This window comes from Yersinia sp. Marseille-Q5920, from assembly GCF_946902935.1.
GTDB classification, from domain to species: domain Bacteria; phylum Pseudomonadota; class Gammaproteobacteria; order Enterobacterales; family Enterobacteriaceae; genus Yersinia; species Yersinia rochesterensis.
Window position 1 is genome coordinate 146,632 of sequence record NZ_CAMPQA010000010.1, and the last position, 21,399, is coordinate 168,030.

Sequence of the window (21,399 nt, forward strand, 5' to 3'; positions counted from 1 at the left end):
AAGCACGTCGTTCGGGTCGTAGTGGCGTAAGCCACCGGAGCACCCGTAGACGTGGTCAACCCTTAGCTCATTGCACTTCACTCACCTCAGGCTTTTTTCATTTATTCTTCAATGGTCGCCAGATAAGCCTCGGCATCTAACAAATTCGCCAACTCACCCTCATCAGAAGCTTTGATGCTGAACAGCCAGCCATCAGTATAAGGCGCGCTATTCACCAATTCTGGGGAGCTTTCCAGCTCAGTATTCACGGCGATAATTTCACCACTGATTGGGGCATAAATGTCAGAAGCGGCTTTAACTGACTCGGCAACAGCGCAGTCGCTGCCCGCAGAAACTTCACTGCCCACTTCCGGCAAATCAACAAACACCATGTCGCCCAGTAACTCTTGCGCATGCTCAGTGATCCCGACGCTATACACACCATCGCCATCGGCACGAACCCACTCATGGGATGACGCATATTTTAAATCTGCTGGTACATTGCTCATTGCTGCTCCTTAAAAAGGTAGAGCCAAAAAGTGTGGCTCGTAGAATGCGGAATACTCTAAATAATTACAGCACGACCGGCTTACCCGCCCGCACAAAACCCGGTTTTGTGACGCGCACCGGCATTTCACGGTTACGAATTTGCACCACCGCACTTTCACCTATCCCCGCAGGGACACGAGCCAGAGCAATACTGAAGCCCAGTGTCGGCGAGAATGATCCGCTGGTTATCACACCAACATGCTGGTTACCTAAAGCATCAGAAAAATGCACCGGTAACTCATTACGCAATACGCCTTTTTCAGTCATGATCAAGCCGACCAGTTGCTCAGTGCCGTTCGCACGCTGCTTTTCCAGGGCTTCGCGACCAATAAACTGGCGGTCTTCTGGCAACCAGGCCACTGTCCACCCCATATTGGCGGCGAGTGGCGAAATGCTTTCGTCCATTTCCTGGCCATAGAGATTCATCCCCGCTTCCAGGCGCAAAGTATCACGCGCACCAAGGCCGGCGGGCTTCACGCCAGCGGCTAGCAATTGTTGCCAAAATTCAACCACCTGTTCTTTCGGTAGCGCGATTTCATAGCCTGCTTCGCCGGTATAACCGGTGGTGGCGATAAACAAATCACCAGCTTGAATACCAAAGAATGGTTTCATTCCTGTAATCGCTTGTTGCTGCTCAGGAGTCAGTAAGGTCGCCACTTTCTGTTGCGCTGTCGGGCCTTGCACCGCCACCAGCGCTAAATCGTCACGCACCGTCACGCCCACCTGATAAGGCTCAGCGTGCTGAATGATCCATTCCAGATCTTTCTCTCGGGTGGAGGAGTTCACCACTAAACGGAAATAGTCTTCGCGCAGGAAGTAGACAATTAAATCATCGATAACACCGCCGGAAGCATTCAGCATCGCGGTGTACAGGGCTTTGCCCGGTTGGGTCAGTTTGGCAACATCATTGGCTAACAGATAACGCAAGAATTCACGGGTTTGGGCACCGTGCAGATCGACAATTGTCATGTGCGAGACATCAAACATACCGGCATCTTGGCGCACGATATGATGCTCATCAATTTGAGAGCCATAATGCAATGGCATCATCCAACCATGAAAATCTACCATGCGCGCACCGCACGCCACGTGTTGGTCATACAGCGGGGTCTGCTTAGACATCTACTCTCCCTCAAACAGTTTCATGCAATGAGTGTTAGAGACTCTAACTCACCATAAACAGGCCTATACCCTAGATAGTTCGGGTTGCAGGAAGGCGGCAATTAAGCGAATCCCCAGGAGCTTACTCAAGTAAGTGACTGGGGTGAACGAAAGCAGCCAACACACCTGCAACGTGAAGTATGACGGGTCTACGCAAACGATACCTTTTGCCCAACGTTATCACCGAATTCATCAGGTAACCATAAGGTAAAATAGGCAATAGCACAGATTAAAACAACAAAAGGCAGGGGTATTGTGCAGAGTTTTCCACTGTAAAACTGCGCACGGAGGCACATAATTAACAATTAAAACGTAAAAATTGCGATGTTATATAACGAAACAACCAAAACCCTGTCAGAATCAACTTATCAGGTTTTGGTTGCGTGTGAGAAAAACTAATGCGAAAAGCAGGTTGGAATTAGATTATTTCAACTGAGGCGGATTTAGCGGGATAGAGGATTATTTATTCATCCAGCCAATCGGGCAAATCATTTAACCCCATCGCCTGGCGCACTAGCTGCGGTTTTACCCCCGGCAAATTATCCGCCAATGTCAAACCAATATCGCGTAACAGTTTTTTAGCCGGGTTATCACCCGCAAACAGTGAGCGGAAACCCTGCATGCTGGCAAGCATCATTGCGGCGCTGTGCTTACGGCGGCGTTCATAGCGGCGCAGATAAAGATGCTGGCCGATATCTTTACCCTGACGCTGCAAGCGCCGGAGTTCAGACACCAGTTCGGCGGCATCCATAAAGCCCAGATTCACGCCCTGCCCGGCCAACGGATGCACGGTATGGGCGGCGTCGCCAACCAGAGCCAGCCGGTGTGCCGCGAAACTGCGTGCATAACGCCCCATTAGTGGGAAAGTTTGGCGCTCACTTTCAAGCTGACATTGCCCCAGCCGCATATCAAATGCCATTCCCAGCTCGCGATTAAACTGCTCCGCGGGCAGAGTGGCTAACTCGGCAGCGCGTTCCGGGGGTAATGACCAGACAATCGAGCTAAGGTGCGGGTCACTAAATGGCAGGAATGCCAGAATGCCGTCGCCGTGAAATACCTGCCGTGCCGTGGCCAGATGCGCTTCTTCAGTGCGGATAGTGGCCACCAGCGCGTGATGGGCATAATCCCAAAATGTCAGTGGGATATCAGCATGTTGGCGTAACCAAGAGTTCGCACCATCAGCCCCAATCACCAACCGGGCGCTGAGCATCCGGTCATCCGTCAGAGTGATAAATGCTTCACTTTCGCCCCAAGCCACCTGTTTGATACTGGCGGGCGCCAGCAAAGTCACATCAACCAATTGGCTGGCTCGCTGCCATAGCGCCTGCTGAATCACTTGGTTTTCAATGATATGCCCGAGATGGCTAAAACCATATTCATCGGCGTGGAAAGCAATTTTCCCAAAACTGTCCTGGTCCCACACTTCCATGCCGCTATAAGGGCTGGCGCGCAGCGCTAAGATGTCTTCCCACACACCAATTTTTTGCAGTAATCGCTCACTGGCCGCATTGATCGCCGAAACCCGAAGCGCCAACTCACCGGTCACCGGCGCAGGTAGCGGCTCAGGCGCGGGTTGGTGTTCCAGAACGGCAATGCGCAGGCCACTGCCTTGTAAACCACAGGCCAGTGCCAAGCCGACCATTCCACCACCGGCGATTACTACGTCATATGATTGCATACCGAGATATATCCTATGAAAATATGAACTTTATTTACCCTATGGATTTTTAGCGCTCAACCCATCCCAATGTCCGCCGGGCGAAAGTATCACGGATTGCAGGTATCTGTTCCATCGACATCAAAGCCAGATTACGCCCCACCACCAACGGCCCATAGCGGTTGGCAAACAGGCGGATTAATCCATCGGTGACGCCGATGGTTGCCTGTTGATCATGTTGCCGCCGCTGTTGGTATTGACTGAGTACCGCATAATCGCCGGGATCTCTTCCTGCAAGGGCGGCTTGTGCAACAGTTTCTGCCAGTGACATCACATCGCGCAGCCCTAAATTAAAGCCCTGACCGGCAATCGGATGCAAGGTTTGAGCTGCATTGCCGACTAATGCCAGCCGATGACTGACATGGCGCGAGGCGGTGAGCAATTGCAGGGGGTAACTGTGGCGCTTGCCGGCATGCAGCATTTTCCCTAGCCGCCAGCCGAAAGCCTGCTGTAGCTCGGCCAGAAAACGGATGTCATCCCAGCTATCCACCTGCTGTCTATCTTGTTTGGCATGGCACCAAACTAATGAACTGCGCCCTTGAGACATTGGCAGTAGCGCCAATGGCCCATTGCGGGTAAAGCGCTCAAAAGCACGCCCATTGGGCAGTTCGGAGGTCGTGACATTGGCGATCACCGCGATTTGTTGGTAATCCTGCTGCTGCCACTGAATGTTACAAGCTTGAGCCAGTGCGGAATGGGAGCCATCCGCCGCCACCAATAATTTAGCGCTAAGTTGTTGGCCATTATCCAATGTCACCGTGGCAGATTCTGTCGTGCGCACCACATCAACCACTTTTGCCGGGCAATGTAAGGTCACACCCGGCGCTTTCTGTAACAAGGCGAATAGCCGATTACCGGCATCAAACAGCTCAATGACCTGACCCAGAGCCGGAACACGATAATCTTGCGCCCGAAGATTCACAAAGCCGGAATGTCCACTATCACTGACGTGAACATGTTCAATGGCGGTGGCACAGTCTGCCAATGCTGACCAGAGGCCAATGCTATCCAATTGCTGACAGGTTCCCTGCGCCAATGCAATGGCTCTGGCATCAAAACCTGGATGTTGGCGGCTGTCAGGAAGATGCGCTTCAATCAGCGCCACCGGTGCCGCCCCTTTAGTGAGGGATGAAATAGCCAGCGCCAGTGTCGCGCCAGCCATACCGCCACCAACAATTATCACACTCATCAGTTATCTCGCTGCCGCCATCAGGGCTTCAATGTCATCGGGATCTTTTACCACACTGGCGGTCAGATTTTCATTACCATCCGCAGTAATCACAATGTCATCTTCAATCCGAATACCAATACCGCGATATTGTGGCGGAACATCGGCATCTGGCGCGATATACAAGCCCGGCTCGATGGTCAGCACCATACCCGGCTCAAGAGGGCGCTCGCGGTCACTGTTGCTGTAATCGCCGACATCATGCACATCCAACCCCAGCCAGTGGCTCAAGCCGTGCATAAAGAAGGGACGGTGCGCTTGTTCAATAATCAGTTGCTCGACATCCCCTTTGAGGATGCCCAAACTCACCAAACCGGTAATCATAATCCGCACCACCTTCCCCGTGACCTCACGGATACTGGTTCCTGGCCGGTACAATTCCAAAGATTTGTTGATGGAGGCCAGCACGATGTCATAAATCTCCCGCTGGGCTGGGGTAAATTTACCGTTTACCGGGAAAGTTCGGGTGATATCACCGGCATAGCCCTGATATTCACAACCGGCGTCAATCAGCACTAAATCGCCATCTCGCAGTTCGCACTCATTTTCGGTGTAATGCAAAATGCAGCCATTTTCACCGCCACCAACAATTGTGTTATACGCCGGATAACGCGCACCATGGCGAGTAAATTCATGCAGAATCTCCCCTTCCAATTGGTACTCAAACATCCCTGCACGGCATCTTTCCATCGCGCGGGTATGGGCCAATGCGCTAATTTCACCGGCGCGGCGCATCACAGCAAGTTCTTCTTCTGACTTAAACAGGCGCATTTCATGCAACCATGGCCGCCAGTCAGTTAAGGTCGCGGGTGCACGCAAATTTTTACGAAAACCGTTACGCAATTTTTCCAGCGCGGCAAACACAATCTTATCCGCATAATCATATTGCCCCTGCGCGTGATAAATCACATCAAGGCGATTAAGCAGCAAATAGAGCTGCTCGTCGATTTCATCAAAAGGTAATGCGCGATCGATACCCAACTTCTCAGGCGCGGCCTCTTGCCCTAAACGGCGGCCAAACCAGATTTCAGCGGTTAAATCGCGCACTCGGTTAAACAGCACGCTGTGGTTGTGAGTCTCATCGCTTTTCACCAGAATCAGCACCGCTTCCGGCTCATTAAAGCCGGTCAGATAACTAAAATCGCTATTCTGCCGATAAGGATATTCAGAATCTGCACTGCGCGTAGCCTCTGGTGCGGCAAAAATAATGGCAGCACTGCCCGGGGCCATCTTCGCCAACAGTGCCTGACGGCGATTCTGGTATTCTTGCTGAGTCATTACACCCTCCTGAAATATCCGATTTCCATCATTCAACACACGACACAGGCCAGCTTAGTGTAATGTCGGTTTGCGTACTTCCGGGGCCGTCGGTTTTTCTTGAGTAAATTCAATATGACACAAGATAGCCGCGACACGGACATACTCGATGACTTCTTCCAATGATTGGGCCAGTTCTTCCTGATCTTCATCGTCGTCATATCCTAACTGAGCAATATTACGCAAATCATCAATGGCTTCACCCACTTCATCTTTCACTTGCGCCAACTTTGGTTGCAGCATCCCAAGACCTAGCAGAAAATGATTTACCCAGCCGGATAATGCATCAGCACGATCAAAAACAGTGATCTCTTCCCCTTCAGGAATCAACAACTGGAACATAAAACCTTCGTTTTCCAGCGCTTCTTGTGTTGCTTGATGTAACTGTTGTAACGGCAAACCAAGGGCTTGCGAAAAGGCGACGCCCTCGTTGGTCAAGTCATGCACCAGTGCACGCCAACCATCGTCTTTACTGCCTCCGCACAGCATGCCACTGATCAGACCATGCATTTCAGCAGGGGTTAATGCCACTGCTTGCTGGTTCAATGCTAGGGCAAGTGATTGGTAAGTCGGTAATGTATTCTCTATAGACATGCGTATTGGTCATCGTTGGCAGGATAAGTTCGTGTTATGCTACCACCAAGAAAGGTCGCTATACCAGAAAACGCAACACCCAAAAGGGGTTGAATCTTGGTATCGAGGTATATATAGTGACGCCCGCTTTGCCGCTACGAGCATTTTGCCTCTGGTTTTCAGGGCTGGCGCGAAATTAGTCAGGAAGGTCGCATGTCTGCACAACCGGTAGATATTCAAATTTTTGGTCGATCGTTAAGAGTGAACTGCCCGCCAGAACAACAAGATGCGTTGAACATGGCAGCAGAAGATCTTAACCAACGGTTGCAAGATCTGAAAGTTCGCACTAGAGTCACCAATACTGAGCAGTTAGTTTTCATCGCGGCGTTGAACGTATGTCACGAATTAGCTCAGGAAAGGTTGAAAACCCGTGACTATGCATCCAATATGGAGCAACGTATTCGGATGTTACAACAGACCATTGAACAAGCATTGCTTGAACAGGGTCGCATCTCTGAACGTCAGGATGCACAGTTTGAATAAATCTCTGTTGAATGATAGATTCAGCAGTGAGTAAAGAATTTCTCTGAGATGTTTGCCAGCGGGCCCGTCCCCTGAGCCGATAATTAATACCAACAGAATGTAGCGACTCCGTAACTGGTGCGCATGCTCGGTTCGCCGAGAAGCCTTAAGGTTGCGACGCTGCGTTCACCTTGAACCATGGGTTCAAGGGTTACAGCCTGCGGCGGCATCTCGGAGATCCCTTTCTTATCGTGTAACACGCATTTCGGTTATCACGCTCGTTTTGATACAGACAACTTTCTATTCATTTACCTCAATCGTATGTTTTTTAAGTCAATAATATGCTTTCAAATCAACTGCATGCCATTGAGCGAAAAAAAATCCGCAGTGAAATTCGTGAACGTCGGCGTCTTTTGACTCCCGAACAACAGCAGCAATCCGCCAATCTCGCAGCTCAACAAATCGCTTCCCACGACAAAATCCAACAAGCCCATACTATTGCCCTATTTCTGTCTTTTGATGGCGAGTTAGATACCGCCCCAGTTATCGAACTATTGTGGCAGCAGAAAAAACAAGTTTATCTCCCAGTTCTTCATCCTTTCAGCCCCGGTCATTTACTGTTTCTCCACTATCACCCTGATAGCCAGCTCATTCGTAATCGTTTGAAAATCTTGGAACCCCAATTAGATGTACGCGATGTGCTGCCCTTAAACCAATTAGACGTGGTGATAACCCCGCTGGTGGCATTTGATAGCCACGGGCAGCGTTTAGGTATGGGTGGTGGCTTCTATGACCGAACACTGCAAAACTGGCAGCAGGGTGGCCCCTATCCTATTGGTCTGGCTCATGATTGCCAGCGAGTCGAGCATTTGCCGAATGAACATTGGGATGTGCCGTTGCCAGAGATTGTGACACCGACAAAAATATGGCGCTGGTGAGCCAGGGCGTTCAACATAAAAAAACACCCGATATTATACATAGCGGGTGTTTAGTCATATCAGTACCACATTGACTAGTAAAGCAAACGCGAACGGATAGTCCCTGGAATCGCCTTCATAGCCTGCAATGCATTCTCTGCATTCTCTGCATCATCAGTTTCAACATCAATAACGACATAACCGATATCAGCGCTGGTTTGCAAATACTGCGCCGCAATGTTGACATTCTGCTCAGCAAAAATTTTGTTAATGCTGGTCAGAATACCAGGGCGGTTCTCATGAATATGCAGCAGACGGCGAGTGTTATCACCATGGGCTGGCAGAGAAACCTCTGGGAAGTTAACCGCAGACAGCGTTGAGCCGTTATCGGAATACTTCGCCAGTTTACCGGCCACTTCATCACCAATATTTTCCTGTGCTTCCTGAGTGGAACCACCAATATGCGGAGTCAATAACACATTATCAAACTCGCACAATGGTGAATTGAACGGGTCTTTATTGGTTGCTGGCTCTTCAGGGAAAACGTCGATTGCCGCCCCTGCCAGATGATTGCTCGCCAGCGCATCACAGAGTGCCGGGATATCAACTACCGTCCCACGAGAAGCATTAATCAGCATCGCGCCCGGTTTCATCAGAGCCAACTGCTCAGGGCCAATCATATTTTTGGTGGAGTGATTTTCTGGCACATGCAAACTAATCACATCACTCATATTCAGCAAATCAGACAGATGGCGAACCTGCTGCGCATTTCCCAACGACAGTTTATTTTCAATATCGTAGAAGAACACTTTCATCCCGACACTTTCAGCCAGAATACCGAGCTGAGTCCCGATATGACCATAGCCGATAATCCCCAGTTTTTTGCCACGGGCTTCATAGGAACCGACAGCCAGCTTATTCCACTCGCCACGGTGTGCTTTAGCGTTAGCAGATGGAATACCGCGGAACATTAGCAGTAACTCGCCCAGTACCATTTCAGCGACCGAACGGGTATTGGAGAAAGGCGCATTGAATACCGGCACACCACGTTTAGTCGCCGCTTTTAAATCAACCTGATTAGTACCGATACAGAAACAACCTACTGCAACCAACTTTTCTGCTGCAGCAAAGACTTCTTCGGACAGATGTGTACGCGATCGAATCCCAACGAAGTGAGCATCACGAATAGATTCTTTCAGTGATTCGGTGTCTAAGGCACCTTTATGATATTCAATATTGCTATAACCGGCTGCACGCAGATTATCAACCGTGCTCTGGTGCACCCCTTCCACTAACAGAAACTTAATTCTGTCTTTCTCCAGTGATACTTTTGCCATGTCCCCGACCCTATTTTCAGACTTCAGATGTGGCTGACGATATCGAATGAATCCGGTCAGCACCCCGTCAACATAACAAATATTTCGCGGGCGGCAATACAAACGATTGCCCACCCGTCAGCATAACAAGCAGTGCAAATGTTAATTTATGGAATAAAAAACTGGCAGGGAGTGAGTTAATGGCAGGTTAAGAAAATGAAATGATTAAATGTGATATATATCACCAAATTTAATGATTTTAAGAAAAGATATTTAAAGGCACAATTTATCAGGGTGAAGCCAAAAACCTCACCCTAAATAATATTCATTCAACTACTTGAGCACGACCGTCTTAACACCATCGGCAGTACCAATCAGCGCCACATCAGCACCTCGGTTGGCAAATAACCCCACGGTGACAACACCGGCAATGCCATTAATTTTATTTTCGAGCGCAATGGCATCCAATATAGTCAGGTTGTGCACATCCAAAATAACATTGCCATTATCCGTCAGAACATTTTGGCGATATTCAGGTAACCCGCCCAATTTCACCAGCTCGCGGGCGACATAAGAACGCGCCATCGGGATAACTTCGACCGGCAGTGGAAACTTACCCAAAACATCAACCTGCTTGGAAGCATCTGCAATACAGATGAATTTACGGGAAATGGCCGCAATGATTTTCTCGCGGGTCAGTGCTGCGCCACCGCCTTTAATCATCTGCATTTGGCTGTTAATTTCATCAGCGCCATCAACATAAATATCCAGCACATCGACTTCATTGCAATCAAACACCTGAATGCCATAGCTTTTCAGCTTGGCGGTAGAGGCATCAGAGCTGGAAACCGCTCCTTCAATCTGGCCTTTGATGGAGGCAAGGGCATCAATAAAATGTGCCGCCGTAGAGCCGGTGCCGACCCCAACGATAGTGCCGAGTTTGACATAATCTAATGCTGCCCAGCCCACTGCTTTTTTAAGTTCATCCTGAGTCATGGTAAGTTCACGCCTTGATGTGAAAGAAAACCTGACGTCATTATAGAGCATATATATGATAAAACATCGCAATAAAGCCGGCTCATATAGGCGGTAATTCTAGCTAGATCACAGTTACGTCGGTTTATTTATGGCGAGCCATCCGGTATTCCAACATAGAAAAATGAACAAAATGTGGCATAGTGCGGTATTAACTTAAATATTTGGAGAGATGACTCCGATGAAACGCCCAGACTACCGTACGCTACAAGCGCTGGACGCGGTGATCCGTGAACGCGGTTTTGAACGCGCGGCACAAAAACTCTGCATCACCCAATCGGCGGTATCTCAACGCATTAAGCAGTTGGAAAACCTGTTCGGTCAGCCGCTATTGGTGCGCACCGTGCCCCCGCGTCCAACTGAACAAGGGCAGAAATTGCTTGCCTTACTGCATCAGGTTGAACTGCTGGAAGAAGAGTGGCTCGGCAATGATAACGGCGGCGATACCCCGCTATTGCTGTCATTGGCGGTTAATGCCGACAGTCTGGCAACCTGGCTGCTACCGGCGCTAAAACCGGTGTTGGCGGACTCTCCTATCCGGCTGAATTTACAAGTCGAAGATGAAACCCGCACTCAAGAGCGGTTACGCCGTGGCGAGGTGGTGGGCGCGGTCAGTATCCAGCCTCAACCGCTGCCAAGCTGTCTGGTTGATCAGCTCGGCGCACTGGATTATCTGTTTGTGGCGTCAAAACCCTTTGCCGACCGCTACTTTCCCAATGGCGTGACCCGCTCGGCATTGCTGAAAGCCCCCGCCGTGGCCTTTGACCATTTGGATGATATGCATCAGGCATTTTTACAGCAGAATTTCGATTTGTCACCCGGCAGTGTGCCGTGCCATATCGTTAACTCGTCGGAAGCCTTTGTACAGTTAGCAAGGCAAGGTACTACCTGCTGTATGATCCCGCATTTACAAATCGAAAAAGAGTTGGCATCCGGTGAATTAATTGATCTAACCCCGGGGTTATTGCAACGACGGATGCTGTACTGGCATCGATTTGCACCAGAAAGCCGGACAATGAGAAAGGTAACTGATGCCCTGTTATCTCACGGGCATCAGGTATTACGGCAAGATTAGCTTATTTGGCGGCAGCTGCGGGCGTGTTGGTGCTGGTTTTCAGCTCAAACACGACATCAACTTGATCATCAAAATGGATGGTTTGTTGCTCATAAGTTTGGGCTGCACCATTGGCTGGTGCGGCGTCAGCACTCTTGAACATACGCGCTACCGGCATAGGCTGGTAGTTAGCAGCACGGTAACGAATGCTGTATACCGGCCCTAATTTAACCTTAAATCCGTCAGCCAAAGCGCCAGCTTGACTAATGGCATTCTCGATGGCTTTTTGACGAACCTGTTCACGATAAGTGTCCGGGTTGGCAACACCCAGCTCGACGGAGTGAATTTCATTAAGACCCGACTTGAGTGCGCCATCCAGTAACTCATTCAACTTATCCAACTGGCGCAGTGTCACTTGAACCTGGCGTACCGCACGGTAGCCTTTCAATACCGCTTCACCGGTCTTCTGATAATCATATTCAGCTTGAGTCCGGATATTAGCCGCATTGATATCTTTTTTCTCAATGCCACTCTTACGCAGGAAATCAAAATATTGTGCGACTCGGGTATCTGCCTGTTTCTTAGCATCGGCGGCATCTTTGGCAGAGACACTCACTTCGATGGTAATGGTGGCAATATCCGGAGCCGCATCAACACTGGCGGTGCCCGATGTGACAACATGCGGCCCTTCTGGTAGCTCGGCCGCCTGAACTTGCAGCGCCAAAGGTAACGTCCCTAAACCCATCATTGCGGCCAAAGCCAATGTCTTCAACTTCACGGAGCCTCCTAAGATAATCATAATAAAACTAAGACAACCGTAGCATATCTAACTCAATTAGGGATTCGGATTAATGATAAAAATTCACAGGCTTAATCCCTGCCGCGCTAACTGAAAAGCAATAAACCACATCACGCTCCCCACCAGCAGATTGATGACTCGCTGTGAAGTTGGACGGTTGAGCCACGGTGATAACCACGCAGCCAGCAACGCCAGAGAAAAAAACCAAGCTACAGAGGCGCTTACGGCACCAAAAGCAAACCACGGCCGAACATCCGGTAATAACTGGCCCCCTAAGCTTCCCAGCACCACAAAAGTATCCAGATAAACATGCGGGTTAAGCCAGGTTACCGCCAATAGCGTAACCAGAATGCGCCAGCGCCCTTGCGCACCTGCAGCAACAGTTGATGACGAGCTATCGCCACGCCATGCAGCCGTTAATGCCCCCCAGCCATACCACAACAGAAATGCCACGCCACCCCAAGTCACCAGAGCCAGTAACAATGGAGAACTATTCAGCAGAGCACTGCCACCAAAAATACCTGCACAAATCAATATGATGTCACTGAGGGCGCACAACGCGGCACTCATCAAATGGTGCTGCCGCTTAATGCCCTGATTCATCACAAAGGCATTTTGTGGCCCAAGGGGAAGGATCATGGCCGCACTCAGGGCAAAGCCTTGCAAATAGACAGCTAACATACTGTTACCTTTAAATAATACTCAAAACAAACTGAGAGAATTGTTGAAGAATTAGCAGCATATTACGGGGAGAGAATCATCAGAGGAAATTGATATTTCTTATCTACTATAAGTAAAACTAATAATGAATATATCTGTCATACTTAAAGCTGCATGTGTGTTAGCTGCTTTCCTGCAATTTGAATTATTTAGGGTATAAGCAGAAACTCGCGAGTGAGAAAAACGCAAGAAAAACGGACTAATAATAGCCCGTTTTGACTGAGTTTATTGCTATCAGGTTTTATGCTGTTGGAGCAGATTCTGCTTTATCCACCTGATGCAAATGCACATCCATCTGCGGGTAAGGAATGCCAATTTTGTGGGCATCCAGCGCGCGTTTGAAGTTCTCCATCAGATCCCAATAAACCTCCATGGCATCGCCGTTGGTGGTCCAGACGCGCACGGTAAAGTTTAATGACGAAGCCGCCATCTCATTCAAACGCACGGTAACCCCTTTGTCATGCATAATGCGGGGGTCGGCTGCAATGATGTCACCCAGCACTTTCTTCACCACATCAATATCAGCATCATAGGCCACGCCAATAACCATATCAGTACGGCGATTGGGTTCACGGCTGGTGTTGATGATGTTGTTGGCGATAATTTTACCATTTGGCACAACAATAATTTTGTCGTCGACGGTGCGCAATGTGGTTGAGAAAATCTGCACCTGCACCACGGTACCGGCTATGCCACCCAGATCGACATATTCACCCGCTTTAAATGGTCGGAAGGCCACCAGTAACACGCCAGCGGCAAAGTTGGACAGTGAGCCTTGCAGCGCCAAACCGATCGCTAAACCGGCAGCACCAATAACCGCAATCACCGATGCTGTTTGTACTCCAAGGCGGCCCAACACCGCGACGATAGTAAAAGCCAGAATACTGTAGCGCGCCATTGCCGCCAGAAAATCTGCTACGGTGAGATCAATACCCCGTAACTTCATGACCCGGCTGAGCATGCCGGAAACCACTTTGGCAATAATCGAACCGATAATTAGGGTCAGTAACGCCGCGACAATATTGACCGCGTATTGAATCAGTAGCTCCTGATTATTCACCAACCAAGTGCTCGCTTCATTGATACCATCAACTACGTTTAACTCTTCCATTTAAACCATCCTACAAAAAGCTCCCTGCGGGAGAGATTACGCAAAAAAATCACCTCAAAATGCTAGCTGACATAGCAGACAGCTTGTTTAGGGTAACCAACAATGGAGAATGTTGCCAATTTTGATAGTAATGGAGTGAAAAGCAGCGAGCGAGTACCTAATCGCTAGGTTTAAAATAATAGAAATAACTGTTTACTTATAATAGTACGAATTTAATGGCGAGATTTATATTGAGACCATTACAAATATTGATTAAACAATCGCAAGGGAAAAACACAGTTAGAATTGGCAGATATTTTGCCCACCCTCTTACTCTAAAAATAAAAAACTCACCCTTTAACTGAGATTGGTACATTCAAAAAAACGTTCATAAATATCAAGCCATTTTTAAAGATGAAATATAATATTTAGGTAATGAAATAGTAGGAATTGATAAGAAAAACCAAAGATAAAAAATTATACCCATCTTCCTCTAATCATCAACGATGAAGCAGTTAAGACAAACTTCATATTAGAATCAGTAAATAACATTGATATTGGCTGCTATGAGATGAAATTGAAAGTTCCTAAAAGGAATAATAATAAAATATCTATCAATTTCGTCCAATGACTCGCTATACACTCCGTCATTCAAGCGGCTAGTTCAAACCAGTATTTCATAGTCTATTTTTATAAGAACAATCTAAATAATATTAACAGAGTAATGCATAAACATTAAATAACAATTTAATTGCATGTGTTAAATTTATTTAAATTTTAATAATTTTCATTTCATAATAATGTACTTACCGCCAAATGGCACACAATAAAACAAGGTATAAATAATGAAAAAATTATTCTTATTCAGTGTAATAATGTTTACTTCTGCTACCAGCATGGCTGCAAATAATTACGAAGGGGGAGTATCCGGTCAATTGTTGGATAATTCTTCAGTCATTAATTCATTAACAAATAGTAATGATGATTATGAAATACTCGAAAATGGTTGTTTTTTATATAAGAATGCGATTATGCAAGTTTGCTAACTCAATAAATAACGACTAATTATCTGTATTTAATATAAAGAACCAAGAGTCTTAATTGATATCTTGGTTCTTTATGCGCGCCAAATCTTGATAATGCACATTCATTGGCTCTAAATTACATGAGAAAGTGCCGTAAAAAAGGACTCATAAAAAATTATGAGTCCTTCTTATATCCGCCAGAGGATCGTTCAAACGCTCCTTAAACGGTCAGTATCAGCCCTAAGGGCCTTTTAAAACAGTCAGAATGAGACTGAATTATAATACGTCGATTGCGTTCAGTTCTTTGAATGCCAGTTCCAGACGGGCAATCATTGAAACCTGCGCTGAGCGCAGCCATACGCGCGGATCGTAGTATTTTTTGTTAGGTTTATCAGCACCTTCTGGGTTACCCAGTTGGCCTTGCAGATAGCCTTCATTCTTTTTGTAGTAATCCAGAATACCTTCCCATGTTGCCCATTGGGTATCGGTGTCGATATTCATTTTCACTACGCCGTAGCTTACTGCTTCTTTAATTTCAGCTGCAGTAGAACCTGAACCGCCGTGGAACACGAAGTCCAGGCTGTTGTGCGGCAGATTGTGTTTTTTAGAAACATAATTCTGAGAATCACGCAGAATAGTTGGGGTCAGTTTCACGTTACCTGGTTTGTAAACACCGTGCACGTTACCAAAAGAAGCTGCGATGGTGAAACGTGGGCTGATTGCGTTCAGTTTTTCGTAAGCGTAATCAACGTCTTCTGGCTGAGTGTACAGAGAAGATGCATCCATATGGCTGTTGTCCACGCCATCTTCTTCACCACCGGTGCAACCCAGTTCGATTTCCAGCGTCATACCCAGTTTTGACATACGAGTCAGGTACTTGCTACAGATTTCGATGTTTTCTTCCAGGGACTCTTCAGACAGGTCAATCATGTGAGAAGAGAACAGTGGTTTGCCCGTTGCCGCGAAGTGTTTCTCGCCTGCATCCAACAAACCGTCTAACCATGGCAACAACTTCTTAGCACAATGGTCGGTATGCAGAATAACCGGAACACCGTAGTGTTCAGCCATCTGATGCACATGGTGCGCACCAGAGATAGCGCCCAAGATTGCAGCACCTTGTGGCACGTCAGTCTTCACGCCTTTACCTGCGATAAATGCTGCACCACCGTTAGAGAACTGAACGATAACCGGCGCACGCACTTTGGCTGCTGTTTCCAGCACTGCGTTGATAGAGTCGGTGCCGACACAGTTTACTGCTGGCAGAGCAAAGTTGTTTTCTTTTGCTATTGCGAACACTTTCTGAACGTCATCACCTGTGATGACACCTGGTTTTACGAAATCAAAAATTTTAGACATGTACGTTGTCCTGTTTCGTCGACTGAAGATAGCAGCTATCCGGGAGGATAGGCCCTAAATGTAAATCGGTTTTCGCCAGCCCAAAGCCCGCAAGCTTCATTAGCTAAAAGCGAAACGGGCGGCTCTCGCCCCCCGTTATCTAAATTACTGCTTAGCGCGCTCTTCCAACATCACAACCGCTGGCAGTTTTTTCCCTTCTACGAACTCAAGGAAAGCACCGCCGCCAGTGGAGATATAAGAGATTTGGTCAGCAATACCGAACAGATCGATGGCTGCCAGAGTGTCACCGCCGCCCGCGATTGAGAATGCTTCGCTCTCTGCGATGGCGCGAGCCACGATTTCGGTCCCTTTACGGAAGTTAGGGAATTCGAACACACCAACCGGGCCATTCCACAGAATGGTTTTGGCGTTTTTCAAGATCTCCGCCAGACGCTCTGCTGATACGTCGCCCAGATCCAGAATTTGCTCATCATCTTTGATCTGATCAGCTGGCTTCAGTGTTGCAGCCGCAGTTTCAGAGAATTCAGTGGCAACACGAACATCAGTAGGGACTGGGATATCGCAGGTTTCCAGCAGGCGTTTAGCTTCTGGAATCAGATCTGCTTCGTACAGAGATTTACCGACATTGTGACCTTGAGCTGCCACGAAGGTATTCGCGATACCGCCGCCAACAATCAATTGGTCGGCAATTTTAGACAGCGCACCCAGCACGGTCAGTTTGGTTGAAACTTTTGAACCGCCGACGATAGCAACCATTGGACGCGCTGGGTTACCCAGTGCTTTACCCAAGGCTTCCAACTCTGCTGACAACAGCGGGCCAGCACACGCGATAGGTGCAAATTTACCTACACCGTGAGTAGAAGCTTGTGCACGGTGAGCGGTACCAAAAGCATCCATCACATACACATCACACAGTGCGGCATATTTTTTGGACAGAGTTTCGTCGTCTTTTTTCTCGCCTTTGTTAAAGCGAACGTTTTCCAGAACAACCAACTCGCCAGCTGCAATTTCAACGCCGTCCAGATAATCTTTCGCCAAACGTACCGGAGCAGACAACTTGTCTTTCAGGTAGTTAACGACTGGCAGCAAGGAGAACTCTTCATTGTACTCGCCTTCGGTCGGACGACCCAGGTGAGAGGTAACCATTACTTTAGCGCCTTGCTTCAGTGCCGCTTCAATTGTCGGCAGAGATGCACGGATACGCGCATCAGAAGTCACTTTGCCATCTTTTACCGGAACATTGAGGTCCGCACGGATCAGCACGCGTTTGCCAGCTAGATCCAGATCGGTCATCTTAATTACAGACATGGTGAATCCTCTTGTTGATTCTCTTTAAAGTTGCATAAGCTGCACATTACCGTTGATATATCCGCATTAAATCACGGAAAAACAACACGTTAACATGCCATACTAGAAACCGCTTTTGGCCATCGCCAATGTCGTATCCAACATTCTATTGGCGAAACCCCATTCGTTATCACACCATACCAACGTCTTAATCAGGTGTTGCCCACTGACTCGCGTTTGAGTGCAATCGACAATTGCACTGTGCGGATCATGGTTAAAATCGGTCGACACCAATGGTAATTCCGTATAGTCAACTATACCACGAAATGAGCCTCTTGCTGCCTTTTGCAAAAGCTGGTTAACCTCAGTCACACCAACCGGGCTTGTTACGCTGACGCTTAAATCGATAGCCGTTACGTTGATAGTTGGCACCCGCACCGAGATAGCTTCAAACCTGTCACAAAACTTCGGAAAAATGCGGGTAATCCCTGCTGCCAGTTTGGTATCTACCGGGATAATTGACTGACTTGCTGCCCGGGTACGGCGTAAATCTTGATGATAAGCATCAATAACGGGCTGATCATTCATTGATGAATGAATGGTGGTGACAGTGCCGGATTCGATGCCATAAGCAATATCCAACAACTGAATAATAGGAATAATACAGTTCGTGGTACAGGACGCGTTAGAAACAATTCGGTGATCTGCCCGTAAATCTTGATGGTTAACACCATAAACCACCGTAGCATCCAAATCATGTCCACCGGGATGGGCAAACAGCACCTTTTTGGCACCGGAGGTTAAATGCGCCTCGCCATCTGCACGGCTACCATAAACGCCGCTACAATCCAGAACTACATCAATTCCTAACTCACCCCAGGGTAACTGCCCAATCTCTGGCTGATGTATCAACCGGATAGTATCGTCCCCGACGTATAATTTGTCACATTCCTGACGAACATCCCAGGCAAACCGGCCATGGCTGGAGTCATACTTCAACAGATGGGCCATCCCCTCTGCATTAGCCAGCTCATTAATTGCAACGACTGAAATCTCTGCCCGGCGACCAGATTCATATAATGCGCGTAAAACGCTACGGCCAATACGGCCAAAGCCATTTATCGCTATACGGATTGTCATGTTACTCCCTGTTTCTGGTTATTATCATGCAACCCCATAGCGTACTGCAGCGCACCCTAAGATGTTAATCGCCTTATCACAATTCAGCCAGAATACTTCCGGCTTTTTCCTCAGCGAAATTGGCTGAAATGGAAAGTGAATTATGACTGAAACGCTTCAGCCAGAATAAACCAAACTAATCATAAAAGGAATATCTGCCTGATAAAGGGCACAATTCATCCATCAATTGGCGAAAAAAAAGACCGCCGAAGCGGTCTTTTAACAGCTGCATTACCGAGCTTCTCATCACCCTTTACAGTGATTTATAGCATTGATAACGTGATGCTGTTTTAAAAAAAATTACTTCAACAACGCCTGAGCTTTCGCCACCACGTTTTCTACGGTGAAACCGAACTCTTTGAACAGCAATTCAGCCGGAGCAGACTCACCAAAGGTGTGCATACCCACTACTGCGCCATTCAGACCGACGTATTTGTACCAGTAATCAGCAATACCGGCTTCAACCGCAACGCGCGCGCTAACAGCAGATGGCAATACAGATTCACGGTAAGCTGCATCTTGTTTGTCGAATGCATCAGTCGATGGCATAGACACAACACGCACTTTGCGGCCAGCGGCAGTCAGTTGATCAGCAGCAGCAACCGCCAATTCAACTTCAGAACCGGTCGCGATAAAGATCAGTTCAGGAAAGCCAGCACAATCTTTCAGCACATAAGCGCCTTTAGAGATATTGGCTAACTGCTCAGCAGTACGCGGCTGTTGTGCCAGGTTTTGGCGTGAGAAGATCAGTGCGCTTGGGCCGTCTTTACGTTCCAATGCATACTGCCATGCCACCGCAGATTCAACCTGGTCACATGGGCGCCAAGTGCTCATATTTGGTGTCACACGCAAGCTGGCCATCTGCTCAACGGGCTGATGGGTTGGGCCATCTTCACCTAAGCCGATAGAGTCATGGGTGTAAACAAAGATGCTGCGAATTTTCATCAGCGCGGCCATGCGCACTGCATTACGGGCATATTCCACAAACATCAGGAAAGTCGCGCCGTAAGGGATGAAACCGCCGTGCAAAGCAATGCCGTTCATGATGGCAGACATACCAAACTCACGTACACCGTAGTGAATATAGTTACCCGCGAGATCTTCGTTCAGAGATTTGGAGCCAGACCAGATAGTCAGGTTACTTGGTGCCAGGTCAGCAGAGCCGCCCAGGAATTCAGGTAACACTTTACCGAAAGCTTCCAGCGAGTTTTGTGAGGCTTTACGGCTGGCAATATTTGCCGGGTTAGCTTGCAGCTGTTCGATGAATTTCTTGGATTCAGTCGCCCAGTTAGCTGGCAGCTCACCACTGATGCGGCGTTTGAATTCAGCAGCCAGTTCCGGATACGCTTTAGCGTATGCAGCAAACTTCTCATTCCAAGCAGCTTCCTTGGCCTGACCGGCTTTTTTAGCATCCCACGCGGCATAGATATCCTGTGGAATTTCGAATGCTGCGTATTTCCAGCCCAATGCTTCACGGGTCGCGGCAACTTCATCAACACCTAATGGTGCGCCGTGTGAGTCATGGGTGCCGGCTTTCTTCGGTGAACCAAAACCGATAATGGTTTTGCACATCAGCAATGATGGTTTGTCGGTCACTTTGTGGGCTTCTTCGATGGCCGCTTTGATGGAATCAGCGTTATGACCATCAACACCACGAACGACATGCCAACCATAAGCTTCGAAACGCGCGGCGGTATCATCAGTAAACCAGCCTTCAACATGACCGTCGATGGAGATGCCGTTGTCATCATAGAAAGCCGTCAATTTGCCCAGCTTCATGGTACCCGCCAGAGAGCAAACTTCGTGAGAAATGCCTTCCATCATGCAACCGTCACCCATAAAGGCGTAGGTGTGGTGATCAACAATCTCATGGTTCGGGCGGTTAAACTGCGCGCCCAGGGTGCGTTCTGCAATCGCAAAACCAACTGCGTTGGCAATGCCCTGACCCAATGGGCCAGTAGTAGTTTCTACGCCAGCGGTGTAGCCATATTCTGGGTGACCTGGCGTTTTAGAGTGCAACTGGCGGAAGTTTTTCAGTTCTTCCAGCGGCAGATCATAGCCTGTGAGGTGCAACAAGCTATAGATCAACATGGAGCCGTGACCATTCGACAAGACGAAACGGTCGCGATCAGCCCAGTGTGGATTAGTTGGATTATGGTTCAGGTAATCACGCCACAGAACTTCGGCAATATCTGCCATACCCATAGGGGCACCGGGGTGGCCGGAATTCGCTTTTTGCACTGCGTCCATGCTTAGTGCGCGGATCGCGTTGGCAAGCTCTTTACGAGAGGACATGTTTTACTCCAGGTCGGATTAAAAAAAGCGTTCAAGTTTGCCATTTTCTCAGATTAAGCATTGAAACGGCAATCACTAAAAACAAATGAGCAATACCCTCATCTTTCAAGTTGCAGATGTGTTGGCTGCTTTCGGTCACCCGAATCACTTACCTATGTAAGCTCATCGGGATTATGAGTCTCAAGAGGCTCACCCTGCGGGCCAGCGTAAGCGCTGTTCAAAATGGTTTACAACCAATTTGTCTCTGGTTTGCCGCCTTCCTGCATCTTGAAATCTATTG

Annotated in this window: 19 protein-coding genes and 1 other RNA gene; 5 read left to right on the plus strand and 15 right to left on the minus strand. The window is 48.2% G+C overall.

The genetic code is table 11. The features are described 5' to 3' along the window. Positions 1–101 precede the first annotated feature (101 nt). The 6 genes from gcvH to OVO64_RS15170 form a co-directional block, all read right to left on the minus strand. Positions 102–488: a glycine cleavage system protein GcvH gene (gcvH, locus tag OVO64_RS15145; RefSeq protein WP_038631060.1), complete on the minus strand. Its 387-nt coding sequence runs from the start codon at positions 486–488 to the stop codon at positions 102–104. A 64-nt stretch (positions 489–552) separates the two neighbouring features. Continuing rightward, on the minus strand, positions 553–1,650 hold the full coding sequence (gene gcvT / locus OVO64_RS15150; protein ID WP_038631058.1) for a glycine cleavage system aminomethyltransferase GcvT: 1,098 nt from the start codon (positions 1,648–1,650) through the stop codon (positions 553–555). Positions 1,651–2,152: 502 nt separating this feature from the next. Further along, positions 2,153–3,367 carry an FAD-dependent 2-octaprenylphenol hydroxylase gene (gene ubiI, locus OVO64_RS15155; protein WP_038631056.1) on the minus strand — a complete coding sequence of 405 codons (1,215 nt, stop codon included), beginning with the start codon at positions 3,365–3,367 and terminating at the stop codon, positions 2,153–2,155. 49 nt (positions 3,368–3,416) lie between these two features. Next, positions 3,417–4,595 (minus strand): 2-octaprenyl-6-methoxyphenyl hydroxylase, encoded by a 1,179-nt coding sequence (ubiH, locus tag OVO64_RS15160; RefSeq protein WP_038631054.1) that lies wholly within the window; start codon positions 4,593–4,595, stop codon positions 3,417–3,419. A 3-nt stretch (positions 4,596–4,598) separates the two neighbouring features. Continuing rightward, positions 4,599–5,912 (minus strand): Xaa-Pro aminopeptidase, encoded by a 1,314-nt coding sequence (gene pepP, locus OVO64_RS15165; protein ID WP_038631052.1) that lies wholly within the window; start codon positions 5,910–5,912, stop codon positions 4,599–4,601. A gap of 54 nt (positions 5,913–5,966) precedes the next feature. After that, the gene (locus OVO64_RS15170; RefSeq protein ID WP_038631050.1) at positions 5,967–6,545 is read right to left on the minus strand and encodes a YecA family protein; all 579 of its coding nucleotides are present in this window, start codon (positions 6,543–6,545) and stop codon (positions 5,967–5,969) included. Positions 6,546–6,737: 192 nt separating this feature from the next. Between OVO64_RS15170 and zapA the strand changes: the two genes are divergently transcribed. From zapA to OVO64_RS15185, 3 genes are all read left to right on the plus strand, one after another. Further along, the gene (gene zapA / locus OVO64_RS15175) at positions 6,738–7,067 is read left to right on the plus strand and encodes a cell division protein ZapA (protein ID WP_004706812.1); all 330 of its coding nucleotides are present in this window, start codon (positions 6,738–6,740) and stop codon (positions 7,065–7,067) included. A gap of 37 nt (positions 7,068–7,104) precedes the next feature. Continuing rightward, positions 7,105–7,288, plus strand: a non-coding RNA gene (gene ssrS, locus OVO64_RS15180) — 6S RNA. A gap of 99 nt (positions 7,289–7,387) precedes the next feature. Continuing rightward, on the plus strand, positions 7,388–7,984 hold the full coding sequence (locus OVO64_RS15185) for a 5-formyltetrahydrofolate cyclo-ligase (protein ID WP_120011455.1): 597 nt from the start codon (positions 7,388–7,390) through the stop codon (positions 7,982–7,984). A 74-nt stretch (positions 7,985–8,058) separates the two neighbouring features. Here OVO64_RS15185 and serA read toward each other — a convergent pair whose 3' ends face one another. Further along, positions 8,059–9,300: a phosphoglycerate dehydrogenase gene (gene serA, locus OVO64_RS15190; protein ID WP_038631045.1), complete on the minus strand. Its 1,242-nt coding sequence runs from the start codon at positions 9,298–9,300 to the stop codon at positions 8,059–8,061. Between the two features lie 312 nt (positions 9,301–9,612). Beyond that, positions 9,613–10,275, minus strand: a complete 663-nt coding sequence (rpiA, locus tag OVO64_RS15195; RefSeq protein ID WP_267248874.1) for a ribose-5-phosphate isomerase RpiA — start codon at positions 10,273–10,275, stop codon at positions 9,613–9,615. A 220-nt stretch (positions 10,276–10,495) separates the two neighbouring features. On the opposite strand from rpiA, the gene OVO64_RS15200 reads away from it, so the two are divergent. Then, entirely contained in the window at positions 10,496–11,389 is an 894-nt protein-coding gene (locus OVO64_RS15200; protein ID WP_038631041.1) for a LysR family transcriptional regulator ArgP, read from the plus strand. A gap of 1 nt (position 11,390) precedes the next feature. Here OVO64_RS15200 and OVO64_RS15205 read toward each other — a convergent pair whose 3' ends face one another. The 3 genes from OVO64_RS15205 to mscS all read right to left on the minus strand — a co-directional run bounded on the left by OVO64_RS15205 (position 11,391) and on the right by mscS (position 13,998). Next, the gene (locus tag OVO64_RS15205; protein WP_038631039.1) at positions 11,391–12,146 is read right to left on the minus strand and encodes an oxidative stress defense protein; all 756 of its coding nucleotides are present in this window, start codon (positions 12,144–12,146) and stop codon (positions 11,391–11,393) included. Between the two features lie 84 nt (positions 12,147–12,230). Next, a complete protein-coding gene (gene argO, locus OVO64_RS15210) occupies positions 12,231–12,848 on the minus strand; it encodes an arginine exporter ArgO (RefSeq protein WP_038631037.1) in 618 nt (205 codons plus the stop codon). 280 nt (positions 12,849–13,128) lie between these two features. Next, positions 13,129–13,998 (minus strand): small-conductance mechanosensitive channel MscS, encoded by an 870-nt coding sequence (gene mscS, locus OVO64_RS15215; protein WP_038631035.1) that lies wholly within the window; start codon positions 13,996–13,998, stop codon positions 13,129–13,131. Between the two features lie 824 nt (positions 13,999–14,822). Here mscS and OVO64_RS15220 point away from each other — a divergent pair. After that, positions 14,823–15,023 (plus strand): hypothetical protein, encoded by a 201-nt coding sequence (locus tag OVO64_RS15220; protein WP_038631033.1) that lies wholly within the window; start codon positions 14,823–14,825, stop codon positions 15,021–15,023. 255 nt (positions 15,024–15,278) lie between these two features. Here OVO64_RS15220 and fbaA read toward each other — a convergent pair whose 3' ends face one another. The 4 genes from fbaA to tkt form a co-directional block, all read right to left on the minus strand. After that, positions 15,279–16,358 (minus strand): class II fructose-bisphosphate aldolase, encoded by a 1,080-nt coding sequence (gene fbaA, locus OVO64_RS15225; RefSeq protein WP_038631031.1) that lies wholly within the window; start codon positions 16,356–16,358, stop codon positions 15,279–15,281. Positions 16,359–16,502: 144 nt separating this feature from the next. After that, positions 16,503–17,666 carry a phosphoglycerate kinase gene (gene pgk / locus OVO64_RS15230; protein WP_032815224.1) on the minus strand — a complete coding sequence of 388 codons (1,164 nt, stop codon included), beginning with the start codon at positions 17,664–17,666 and terminating at the stop codon, positions 16,503–16,505. A gap of 102 nt (positions 17,667–17,768) precedes the next feature. Next, positions 17,769–18,785 carry an erythrose-4-phosphate dehydrogenase gene (epd, locus tag OVO64_RS15235; protein ID WP_038631029.1) on the minus strand — a complete coding sequence of 339 codons (1,017 nt, stop codon included), beginning with the start codon at positions 18,783–18,785 and terminating at the stop codon, positions 17,769–17,771. Between the two features lie 339 nt (positions 18,786–19,124). Then, positions 19,125–21,119: a transketolase gene (tkt, locus tag OVO64_RS15240; protein ID WP_038631027.1), complete on the minus strand. Its 1,995-nt coding sequence runs from the start codon at positions 21,117–21,119 to the stop codon at positions 19,125–19,127. Positions 21,120–21,399 lie beyond the last annotated feature (280 nt).